Origin of the sequence: Nostoc sp., assembly GCF_036917435.1 — a bacterium.
GTDB lineage: Bacteria > Cyanobacteriota > Cyanobacteriia > Cyanobacteriales > Nostocaceae > Nostoc.
In genome coordinates, this window is the sequence record NZ_JBALDM010000009.1 from 34,158 (window position 1) to 44,650 (window position 10,493).

10 protein-coding genes and 3 pseudogenes are annotated in these 10,493 nt (G+C 40.8%); 8 read left to right on the top strand and 5 right to left on the bottom strand.

Annotation, left to right across the window (positions count from 1 at the left end; genetic code table 11):
• Positions 1–222: 222 nt before the first annotated feature.
• Both V7K98_RS04280 and aroA read right to left on the bottom strand, forming a co-directional pair.
• Complete coding sequence (locus tag V7K98_RS04280) at positions 223–771, bottom strand: PEP-CTERM sorting domain-containing protein (RefSeq protein WP_335019588.1); 549 nt, start codon at positions 769–771, stop codon at positions 223–225.
• A 531-nt stretch (positions 772–1,302) separates the two neighbouring features.
• Entirely contained in the window at positions 1,303–2,583 is a 1,281-nt protein-coding gene (gene aroA / locus V7K98_RS04285) for a 3-phosphoshikimate 1-carboxyvinyltransferase (protein ID WP_335019589.1), read from the bottom strand.
• Between the two features lie 406 nt (positions 2,584–2,989).
• Between aroA and V7K98_RS04290 the strand changes: the two genes are divergently transcribed.
• Complete coding sequence (locus V7K98_RS04290) at positions 2,990–3,298, top strand: hypothetical protein (RefSeq protein ID WP_335019590.1); 309 nt, start codon at positions 2,990–2,992, stop codon at positions 3,296–3,298.
• A gap of 329 nt (positions 3,299–3,627) precedes the next feature.
• On the opposite strand, the gene argJ is transcribed toward V7K98_RS04290, so the two are convergent.
• The 3 genes from argJ to gatB form a co-directional block, all read right to left on the bottom strand.
• On the bottom strand, positions 3,628–4,869 hold the full coding sequence (gene argJ / locus V7K98_RS04295) for a bifunctional ornithine acetyltransferase/N-acetylglutamate synthase (RefSeq protein ID WP_335019591.1): 1,242 nt from the start codon (positions 4,867–4,869) through the stop codon (positions 3,628–3,630).
• A 465-nt stretch (positions 4,870–5,334) separates the two neighbouring features.
• Positions 5,335–5,463, bottom strand: coding sequence for a hypothetical protein (locus V7K98_RS04300; protein WP_335019592.1), 129 nt, complete (start codon positions 5,461–5,463; stop codon positions 5,335–5,337).
• Positions 5,464–5,548: 85 nt separating this feature from the next.
• Entirely contained in the window at positions 5,549–7,027 is a 1,479-nt protein-coding gene (gene gatB / locus V7K98_RS04305; RefSeq protein WP_335019593.1) for an Asp-tRNA(Asn)/Glu-tRNA(Gln) amidotransferase subunit GatB, read from the bottom strand.
• Positions 7,028–7,353: 326 nt separating this feature from the next.
• Between gatB and V7K98_RS04310 the strand changes: the two genes are divergently transcribed.
• The 7 genes and pseudogenes from V7K98_RS04310 to V7K98_RS04335 all read left to right on the top strand — a co-directional run bounded on the left by V7K98_RS04310 (position 7,354) and on the right by V7K98_RS04335 (position 10,328).
• Positions 7,354–7,575, top strand: coding sequence for a hypothetical protein (locus tag V7K98_RS04310; RefSeq protein ID WP_335019597.1), 222 nt, complete (start codon positions 7,354–7,356; stop codon positions 7,573–7,575).
• A gap of 515 nt (positions 7,576–8,090) precedes the next feature.
• Positions 8,091–8,528 (top strand): RrF2 family transcriptional regulator, encoded by a 438-nt coding sequence (locus tag V7K98_RS04315; protein WP_322644070.1) that lies wholly within the window; start codon positions 8,091–8,093, stop codon positions 8,526–8,528.
• Positions 8,529–8,576: 48 nt separating this feature from the next.
• Positions 8,577–8,861: pseudogene (locus tag V7K98_RS04320) on the top strand (ISAzo13 family transposase); the annotation flags it as partial.
• A 45-nt stretch (positions 8,862–8,906) separates the two neighbouring features.
• Positions 8,907–9,041 (top strand): annotated as a pseudogene (locus V7K98_RS28860) (ISAzo13-like element transposase-related protein); the annotation flags it as partial.
• Between the two features lie 38 nt (positions 9,042–9,079).
• Positions 9,080–9,313: pseudogene (locus V7K98_RS04325) on the top strand (pentapeptide repeat-containing protein); the annotation flags it as partial.
• Positions 9,314–9,426: 113 nt separating this feature from the next.
• Entirely contained in the window at positions 9,427–9,915 is a 489-nt protein-coding gene (locus V7K98_RS04330; protein WP_335019598.1) for a DUF2243 domain-containing protein, read from the top strand.
• Positions 9,916–10,091: 176 nt separating this feature from the next.
• Positions 10,092–10,328 (top strand): hypothetical protein, encoded by a 237-nt coding sequence (locus V7K98_RS04335; protein ID WP_335019594.1) that lies wholly within the window; start codon positions 10,092–10,094, stop codon positions 10,326–10,328.
• The last annotated feature ends 165 nt before the right edge of the window (positions 10,329–10,493 follow it).

A 10,493-nucleotide genomic window follows, 5' to 3' on the forward strand; every position in this document is an offset into this window, starting at 1 on the left:
CTCTCCTGAGTAACAGGTAAGTTAAAGCACAGCAACAGCTAACACAAAGAAGGCAAGGTAATCGTAGGCAAAATTAATAATTAATTCCCTTACCAAAATCAGGTTTTAATTCCCAATTTTTCTCTTAGGGTCAATGTGTTAGATGTCATGTTTCTACAGAAAAGCCTACTAGTAATAGATTAATTTTTGGCAAATAAAGCGTTAGTATCAGCTTGATTAAGGTTAGACTTTAACCTTTTTGACTGATGCTACTTTTCGCTTCATCATCAAGCCAAGACCACAAGCAAAGAGAGCGCCAACTAAAGGTGTAGATTCAGGTACTTGTCTATATGAAACTGTACCTGATATAGGTACAATATCTGAAGAGGTTCTAGAGAAAATTGTAAAATCTTCACCGATGATTTCGTAACTGACATAACTGGCAGAATTAGATTTATTATTGAACAGATAATCTAATGCAAAAGATGTTTCTCCTGTCAAAGATGTGGTTTGAAATGCAACAGGAAAGTCTGGGTAATTGACATCATCTTGTTCTGTGTAAACGCTAGAATCATTGTCAAATTGGAAAGACAGTGACTTAATCGTAGCTTCGGGAGTAAAGCCACTCAAAATTGAGTCATCAAAGCTAAAAAAGCCATTTCCCTTGGTCGCAGAACTATCAACCGTGAAAGCGTAATTAATAATTGCAGCAGATACAGATTTAGCATCTACAATAGCAAAACCTAGAGCTAGGCTAGCAGCAGCCAGCGCTAATTTTGAAACTATTTTCATCTCAATTTTCCTCACAATAAACTTTTGTAAGCAATGCACACTAAAAGGTATAGAAATAGTTTGTCTTTAACTTGCTTATTTCCCCAACAAGGATTTATCACTGATTAGAATAGTGATAGAAATCAATGATTTCTCCCTTTTTAATAAAGAGAAATAAGCCTCCAAATAATTTGATACACCTTATATTAAAATCGTGAGTTTAAGCAGACTTTAATTAGAGGTAAAATAACATCAAATTTCAGTTTTGAATATCTAGCGCTTCTCGTTTTAATGAAATAGACTTTGATCTCTCCCCCTAAAAGAAAAAAGGCTTGAATCCTACTCCCCTTCCCTTGCAGGGAAGGGGCTGGGGGTTAGGTCTATATTTGATGCAATTAAGAATAGAAAATCTTCCTTTATAACATTGAGGGAATTCCAATAAATAAATTATCCCATCTTGTGGGGTGGGTATCTTGCCCGCCTATAGATTACGGGCGGTCAAGATGCCCACCCCACAATCAATAGTTGGATATTTTTTTATTTGTCAGTCCCTTATTCTTCTAACATTTTGAAGAATCGAGTAAAATAATCTGGAAAAGTTTTCGCTGTACAGCCAGGATTTTTAATTACAATTCCTGGAACCTTCAAGCCAGTGACAGCAAAAGCCATTGCCATGCGATGATCGTGATAGGTTTCAATCTCTGCCGGGGTAATGGGGCCAGGCTCAATTTTCAGTCTATCGGGAAATTCTTCAACCTGAACTCCTAGCCGACGCAACTCTGTCACCACAGCCCGAATTCGGTCGGTTTCCTTATATCGAATATGTTCCACATTACGAATAGTAATTGGTGAACTTGCAAAGGGCGCGATCGCACCTAATGTTTGCACCAAATCTGATATATCATTCATATCAATATCAATACCTTGCAATTGCTTCGGCCCCGTCACTTCTGTATAATCATCCCCAGCCTTAATTTGGCAACCCATCTGTTCTAAAACATCCAGCCAGAGAATATCACCTTGACACGATTGTTTAGTCAAATGTTTGACGCGCACCCGTCCACCTGTGACGGCGGCGGCGGCAAAAAAGTAAGAAGCATTTGACGCATCGGGTTCTACTATATAATGTCGAGCTTGGTAACGTTGACCTGCTTTAATTTGAAATTGATTATCGCCGATTTGATTCACCTCTACGCCAAAATCTGCCATTAAACGACAGGTCATCTTAACGTAAGATTGAGAAACTAATGTTCCTTCAATTTCAATACTCGTATCTTGTTGAGCATAAGGCGCAATCATCAGCAATGCCGAAAGTTGCTGACTTGTTTGGTTCGCTTTCAAACTAAAATTTCCTCCAGCGAATCCCCGGCTAGAAACGGTGTAGGGCATAAACCCGGAGTTTCCCTCAAAATCAAGGCTTGCTCCCCCTGTTTGCAGTACCGTCAACATATCACCCATCGGTCGTTCTCGCATCCTGGGAACGCCATCTAGACGATATTCACCGTTACCCAGTGCCACCAACGCCGAAATAAACCGTGCTGCTGTACCTGCCAAACCGACAAATAAATCTGCCTGTTTAGCTGGAATCTCACCTCCTCTTCCCGCCACTTGGATTTGTGCTTGATGAGGATTCAAAGTAATGGGAATGCCTAATTGCTCTACGCATTTGACAAAATATTCGCTGTCTTCACTAAATAAGGCATTTTCTAAAATTGAGTCACCTTGCGCCAAAGCCGCGACAAGCAATGCCCGATTGGTAAGACTTTTAGAACCGGGAATTTCTACCGTGGCATCCACTGGCCGATCTAGAGCAGGAATTGCAATGGTATCCACGTTAAACCTCCAAGTAGGCGGTTAGCTACAACTTTATATATTGCCATATTGTCAAGCAATTTAGATTTAAAATTTGAGATTTCATCACAGCAGCAGTCAAAAATAATCAATTCCCAATTCCCAATTCCCAATTGCAATATAACTCCATCTCGCCTGATTTAATGCGAGACAAGGTGATATTTATAAGTTCAACCGAAAAAGTAGGTAATTCAGCTTTTTTTCAAATAGTAACAATTGTTGCCGATCTAACTAAGCGATCGCGGTAAGATTTTGGACTTAAGTCAGAACTAACTCTAACAAATACTTAATAATTTGTAATTAATGATAGAGAGTAAATAATTTTACTTTTGGGTATACAAAATATAATTCCTTGTCAAACTGAGATTCAATTACATCCGAAAGAGAAATGACGAACGTAAATAACTTTCAAAGACTAGTAGAACTTGCAAATGAATATGGGATTATTTGCCAGCCAACACCAGAAGAATGTTTGATTGCATCCTTACCTGGAGACGATGATTTTCTATTAGCTTTTACTTGGTCTGGCGCAGTTGAAGGAGAGCCGCCAGAGCATGAATTAATCGCAATTAGTGTACAGGATATAGTCAAAGAAGTTACCGTTGCAGCTTGGCAGATTCCTTTTTATTTATTCGGAAACGTTTTAAGACAAGCTCAAATGCTTGTTGCTGCACACAAAGATTTTGTTAGCAGCTAGCAAATAAGTTTTAGCTAAAAACTATATCCCTGTCTACTGTGGCAGGGATTTTTAGTACATTTGACATCTCCAGAAAAGATTTAGTTACCTTAAATTTACATACAAATATCACGGAAATTAAGCCTCTCTCCGCTTTCCTAACGGCAGGCTGACACCAACGGGGAGAGGTTTGGAGAGGGGTCTTAATTGATTTCTGGAGATGTCTATTGGAGATAAGGGAATATGCTACTCGATCGAGGAGGGAATTAAGGGGAACCAGTACAGTGTTGGAATATGCGTGCAATGACTATGAAAGTCATAACTAATTACCCAGACTTGATATAAAAGTGTCAAGTAGTATATTCGGCGTTAATCCTCACATAGTCGTAACTTAAATCACAACCCCAAGCTTTACCCACACCATAACCATTGCCAACGTTAACGGAGATTAACACCGTATCTTCTTGGAGATAAGCACTTGTCGCTGCTTTTTTTAAATAAGCACTCGCTGCTGCACGATCAAAAGTTAAGGGTTGCCCATTTTCTAACATTAAAAAATTCCCCAGCTTAATTTGCAGGTTTTCTTGTTCAAAAGGTATACCTGCACGTCCGGCGGCGGCGGCGATGCGTCCCCAGTTGGGATCTCGTCCAAAGATTGCAGATTTAACGAGAGATGAGCCAGCAATGGTTTTGGCTATTTGTCGGGCTGAGATTTCATCATGGGCCCCTGTTACTTCCACTTCTATTAGACAAGTTGCGCCTTCACCATCACGAGCGATCGCTTTTGCTAAATGCTGACAAACTGCTGTTAACATCGCCTCTAATTTCTCTGCTTCTGCGCCCCATTCTATAATTGCTGGGGTGCGAGATTGACCGTTTGCCAAGGCGATTAAGCTGTCGTTAGTACTGGTATCGCCATCCACAGTGATGGAATTAAAGCTTCTATCAGCCGCCCTTGCTAACATTTGTTGCCAAAGGGCTGGCGAAACCACAGCATCACAAGTTACAAATGCCAACATGGTTGCCATGTTGGGATGGATCATACCCGAACCTTTGGCGATGCCGCCAATTCTGACTGGACGCTCGTTTATAGTTGTCTCTAGGGCAATGGATTTTGTTACCAAGTCTGTAGTGATAATTGCTCCGGCTGCGGCATCTGAACCTGTTGCTGATAGCGCTGCTACTACCTTGGGAATCCCAGTTCGCAAAGCATCCATCTTAATTCTTTGACCAATCACCCCAGTAGAAGCTAATAAGACAGATTCAGAGGAGATGTTCAGCGCTTGGGCTATTGCCAAAGCAGATTCTAGGGTATCAAGGTAGCCTTGATTACCTGTAGCGGCATTTGCTTGTCCAGCATTGCAGAGGATGGCACGAGCGCTATGTTTGCCTTGCAAGCGTTGGCGACAATATTCTACACAAGCAGCTTTAACTTGACTGGTGGTAAATACACCAGCTGCGATCGCTTCCACCTCCGAGAATATCAAAGCTAAATCCGGCAACCCCGAAGGTTTCAACCCTGCGGTAATTCCCGCCGCCTGATACCCCCTTGGTGCTGTGATGCCACCTGTGATTTTTTGCCAATCTGCCATTTTCTTCCTTACAACTATCAGGTTAGATAAATCAATTTGTGCTTTAAAAAAGTGTGAAGTGTTGAGTTAGGCATACAGACGCGATTAATCGCGTCTGTACAAAAGGTGGGAGTTTCCGCCAATTCCCAATTCCCATCATTGTGAGTTTATTTGCTGATGGCAATAATAATGCACCAGTTGGCGATTAGCATAATTGTTTTTACCTTTCTTATGACGAAAGACAAATATGAAAAAAGAGAGCAACTTGAGTCGCTCTCCAGATTATTACGGTGCATCTTTTACTTACAGTATCTATTTTATAATCTAAGGGTTAATACTTATTTATTAAGATTGTTTATAAAATTTCGACGAAGTTTTTCCGTAGATACCACAAAACAAGATAAAAAAGAGAGCTACTTAGGCAGCTCTCCAGATCATCAGGGTGCATCTACTTAGCACAGCATAGCATTTTAGGTATGGGGGTTGTCACCAGGTTTTATATAAAGATTTGGTGAAGGAATACGGGAAAATACTTACTTGGGAATTGGGCATTGGAAATTGGGCATTGGAAATTGGGCATTGGAAATTGGGAATTGGAAATTGGGAATTGGGCATTGGGCATTGGGGAAAGATTTACTGTAACTTTCCTCTGCCCTTCACCCAATAATGTCTAAAACCCTTACTGAACAGTAATTACGAATTACGAGGCGTTCAGTTTTTTCTCCACCAATTCGTTAGTCAGCTTAGGATCGGCACGTTTGGCTGTCTTTTTCAGAACTTGTCCGACAAAGAAGCCTTTAAGGTTGATGTTACCGTTGCGATACTTTTCTAGTTCTTTCGGATTAGCAGCTATGACTTCATCAACGATGGGTTCTAGTACACTGAGATCGGTGATTAACTCAAGACCTGTAAAGGCTTTTTCAGGAGAAATCCCATTGAGTAAATCTGGCAACTTTTCTTTAGCTTGAGCATTGCTAATTTTGCCCGTTTCAATGCGGGTAATGATCTCAGCTAAATTGGTGGGAGTCAGCCCGATTTGAGTAATACTGAGTTTTTGCTTATTAAGGTAGGCGGCGATATCTTGAGTAATCCAGTTTGCAGCAGCTTTGGGATTTGCTCCAGATGCGATCGCAGTTTCAAAATATTCTGTAACTGGACGATCTTCTGTCAACACTCGTGCATCATAAACTGAAAGCCCCAACTCATTTTCATAATGATGACGTTTTTGGGCTGGTAATTCTGGTAATTCGCTACGCCATTGCTCTAATTGAGCGTCTGTCACCTCAATTGGTGCTAAATCTGGTTCGGGGAAGTAACGGTAATCGCTAGAACCTTCTTTAATCCGCATACTACTTGTGCGTTGAGCGCCTTCTTCCCACAGCCGAGTTTCTTGAATGATGCGATCGCCCGCTTCGATTGCGGCAATTTGGCGCTCAATTTCGTAGTCAATCGCCCGTTGGATGGCGCTGAAGGAGTTCATGTTTTTAATTTCTACCTTGGTGCCAAATTCCTTTCGTCCCACCGGACGCACAGAAATGTTGACATCGCAGCGCAGAGATCCTTCTTGCATATTGCCATCACTCACACCGAGATACCGGACAATCCGGCGTATCTCTTCAGCATATTCAGCAGCTTCCAATCCAGAACGTAAATCAGGTTCCGAGACAATTTCGACTAATGGTATACCTGCGCGATTGTAGTCTACCAGAGAATAGGAAGAACCAGAAAGGCGATCACTACCTGCATGTACCAATTTTCCTGCATCTTCTTCCATGTGCAGACGTGTGACACCAATGCGTTTGCGAGTCGGATTTCCCTCAGCATCTACTAATTCTATTTCTAACCAACCATGTTCTGCGATCGGTAAATCGTATTGAGAAATTTGGTAATTTTTAGGTAAGTCAGGATAAAAATATTGTTTTCGGTCAAACTTGCTATATCTAGCAATTTGACAATTCAGTGCCAAACCAGCTTTGACAGCGTATTCTAATACTTTTTCATTCAGTACAGGCAACACCCCAGGTAAACCCATACAAACCGGGTCAATGTTAGTATTTGGGTCAGCACCAAATGCAGTAGAGCTATTAGAGAAAATCTTGGTCTTGGTACTCAACTGACAATGAGTTTCTAGACCAATAATCGCTTCATACTCAGTTTTTACAGTTGTAGCAGTCGTCATAATATCACTAATTTCGGCATAATCCTTCTTAGGGTACTATTGTAGCGGCGTATTGACTTGCGCTGTAAATTAACTAATTAGCTGTTAACTTCACAAAACATTGTCACAAAATTTAAAATACTTAAACCCCTCATATAAAAACTTTTGTACTGAAGAAGATGACGATCGCTTCGCTATTACAATTTTGGATTTTATTTAAATGTAGTTTTTTAATACCATTATTTGAAGTGCGGAATGTGGGTTAAAACTGACTCATCTAGGCGATCGCGCCGAAATACCAGAGTCTTGAGTCTGGTATTGGCATTCCCCATTCTGACACTGAACTCATCTTTGAACCCTTCCATCACGCCAGTAATACAGGTAATATCCCAGGAATGGGATTAGGAATCTCCATCGTCAATCAGGCTGTAGATTTATTTATATGGCGGCAAGATTATTGTCGAAAGTGCGATCGGTACAGGAACTATCTTTACAGTCATTCTGCCATTTTTGATAAATTTGTATATATCCCTCTTCTGTCACTCTCCGAAAACATTTGCCATTTCTGAATTTTAGAGTCTTTGTATAGCAAGAGATTGCGCGATTCTTTTCTAATAACAAATACAAGACCCATTTTTTTCTAATAGTATAGCTTGTATTGATTGTCTCATCAGGCTTCTAGCGATCGCCGTCCCGGAAAGTGATAGAAGAGGGATATAGTGAGTGACTTGCACTAATGCTGCTTTTATCTATTATGGGCTTGCTTTTCAACGTTGCTGCCTTCCAATGCATGTCTAAACCCCCTAATTTCAGGCTAACAAGCTACAATTCCTAATAAAATTAGGTTGAAAGCCAGATATAATAAGCTTTTAAGTCACTTCCCACTGAAAAAGACTGTACAATAAAGAATCACTTTTATTTATTGAATTCCAAAAAAAAAGTAATTGCTTCTATGCTGAAAGGTCTTTAAAGTAGAGTTAGCCGGTCAGCAATTAGTTGATTGTAAAGTTTTTCTTAACAATAGCTTAGGGAAACAAACTTAAGGACTCTGTATATTTAAGTGTGAGTTTAAAATATTACGCCTGTGGTCATCTCTAACAAATCAGAATACGCACTTCTAGCTCTGTTAGAGTTAGCAACCTGCTACCCTAACGGTGAAGCGCTGCAAATTCGAGAAATAGCGGTCTTACAAGACATACCAAACCGCTATTTAGAACAACTTTTAGCAACATTAAGACGTGGAGGTTTAATTAAGAGTATACGCGGAGCTAAAGGTGGCTATGTTCTGGCACGAGATCCTGGAAAGATTACAGTGTTAGATGCTTTTACCTGCATGGAAGGGTCAGATATTGTTGTATCTGATTCTGAGCCGACTCCCAACACAGTAGAAGGTGAGCTAATTCAGGAAGTTTGGCAGGAAGCACGTCAGGCTGCTAATTCCGTTTTGGAAAAATATACACTCCAAGACCTTTGTGAACGAAGATCGCTCAGAAAGCAGAAGGAACTCATGTATTACATTTAATTACCCATAGGCTAGATAATGATAAGATAATTGGCATTGCAGGGTGATATGGCTGGTAACGAGGTAGTGAAAAGCATTCAAGAAAAGTATGAGCGGTTGAGTCCTTACTTGAATGAGAAAACACGACGTATTTGGGCAGCGATTGAAGCCCAAAGCCTGGGTTGGGGAGGTATCAGTCAGGTCTTAATAGCAACGGGACTTTCCCGTACTACAATTCATGCCGGGATAGGTTTGTTGTCAGAAACGGATAAGTCAAAAACTACAGATGATAATCTCAGAATCCGTGAAGTAGGTGGTGGGCGGAAACTATTTGAAGAACAAGATCCAATGCTGACTAATTTAATTCGCAATACTACCACCCAATAAGGATTACAAGTAGAAGCTAGATTAGATGAAAATCGCTACAAAATAGGAATCAAAGTTACACACCAAGAATTTAATGCTATTGCTATTGAACGCAACTCTTTTCGTGGTGAATGGAACTATGTAATTAAACCCAGAATTCCTGCTTAATTGTTTAAGTTATTTTTACATGACTCCTAAGTGGCGCGAATCTTAGGGGAACTGACCTGAGTTTCGTGGATCTCAATCAACCTAATCTGAGGGATGCCGATCTTAGCGGAGCATTATTGATGTTAGCGAATCTCCGCCAAGCCGATCTCAATCAACCTAATCTGGAAAAAGCAGACTACGATCGTAATCTGCTTTTTCCCCAAGATTTCGACCCAGTGAAAGCGGGTATGCAGATCAAATTTGAGGATTTATTAACAATAGAGCCAGTTTAAGAGAGAGGAATACTGCCTCCTGCCTCCTTCAATTCTCTTACTCGCCTCAAGATAGAAGATATTTCTGCCAAAAGAGTTTACTTTAGTGGAAAAGCCTATCTATGAGGTTGACAATGGAGGCAAAAAGTGGAAACCTCAACCGACGCGCACCACTAATTACTGCTGGAGTTTTTCTTGGTGTAGGTCTTGGAGGGTTTATTGATGGAATTTTACTGCATCAGATCCTCCAGTGGCATCACATGCTCAGTAACATTCGACCTTTGACAAGCATGGCGAATATAGATTTGAACATGCTATGGGATGGGTTATTTCATAGCTTGAATTGGGTATTCACCGTGATAGGACTTGTGTTGCTATGGCGTGCTGGAGGGCGTGATGATGTTCCTTGGTCATCACAGACTTTTATTGGGTCAATATTGATTGGGATTGGATTGTTCGATTTAGTTGAAGGTTTAATTGACCACCAAATTCTCGGTATTCATCATGTCAAACCAGGCCCAAATCAGTTAACTTGGGATTTAGGATTTCTTGCATTTGGTGCATTACTTATTGTTATTGGCTGGATAACGACAAAAAAAGAGTCAAGAGTCATTAGCCATTAAACATAAGTTATTCTCCGTTGTCCCCCTTGTCTTTCACTCCTCTACTCCCCCATTTCCCTCTGTGCCTACAGATACTTTTGAAAAACTAGCTGGAGTTGGCAGTTAAGCTCCGTAGCAGCTTAACTGTATAATACAAGATTAAATAACTAAGCTAGTGGTCTGTCAAAACTAAATTTGTGAGTTTATGGAAAAATGGAGAGGCTATTCGCTATCAACCGCTCCATTGGTTTGAGGAACTTCCCATGCCCAACCGCTATATTGTCCAGTTGAGTCATCAGAAGGAACGGCAAAACCTCCAAGACCTCGTATCAACGGGCAGAGCCGCAGCGTATAAAATCAAGGACGCTGAAATTCTGCTCAACATAGATATCAATGGGCAGGGATGGACACTGAGAACGAACTATCGGCATTGACTCGACAATGTTTGGATAGGCGAACTCCAGATCATGAAACCTTAGAACGAGAAACAACCGCTTGGTACATTCAGCATTCTAAATATGATTAGAGTAGCCACTCCAGATTCATCTGAAACAGGACTATCTATTGCGATCGGATTATCGGATTATCGGATAAGCCGA

What these genes read in the sequence shown, in the direction of transcription:
- V7K98_RS04280 (WP_335019588.1), bottom strand. Translation starts at nt 771, where the DNA reads ATGAAAATAGTTTCAAAATTAGCGCTGGCTGCTGCTAGCCTAGCTCTA.
- V7K98_RS04290 (WP_335019590.1), top strand. Translation starts at nt 2,990, where the DNA reads ATGACGAACGTAAATAACTTTCAAAGACTAGTAGAACTTGCAAATGAA.
- argJ (WP_335019591.1), bottom strand. Translation starts at nt 4,869, where the DNA reads ATGGCAGATTGGCAAAAAATCACAGGTGGCATCACAGCACCAAGGGGG.
- V7K98_RS04300 (WP_335019592.1), bottom strand. Translation starts at nt 5,463, where the DNA reads ATGCCCAATTCCCAATTTCCAATTCCCAATTTCCAATGCCCAATTTCC.
- gatB (WP_335019593.1), bottom strand. Translation starts at nt 7,027, where the DNA reads ATGACGACTGCTACAACTGTAAAAACTGAGTATGAAGCGATTATTGGT.
- V7K98_RS04330 (WP_335019598.1), top strand. Translation starts at nt 9,427, where the DNA reads ATGGAGGCAAAAAGTGGAAACCTCAACCGACGCGCACCACTAATTACT.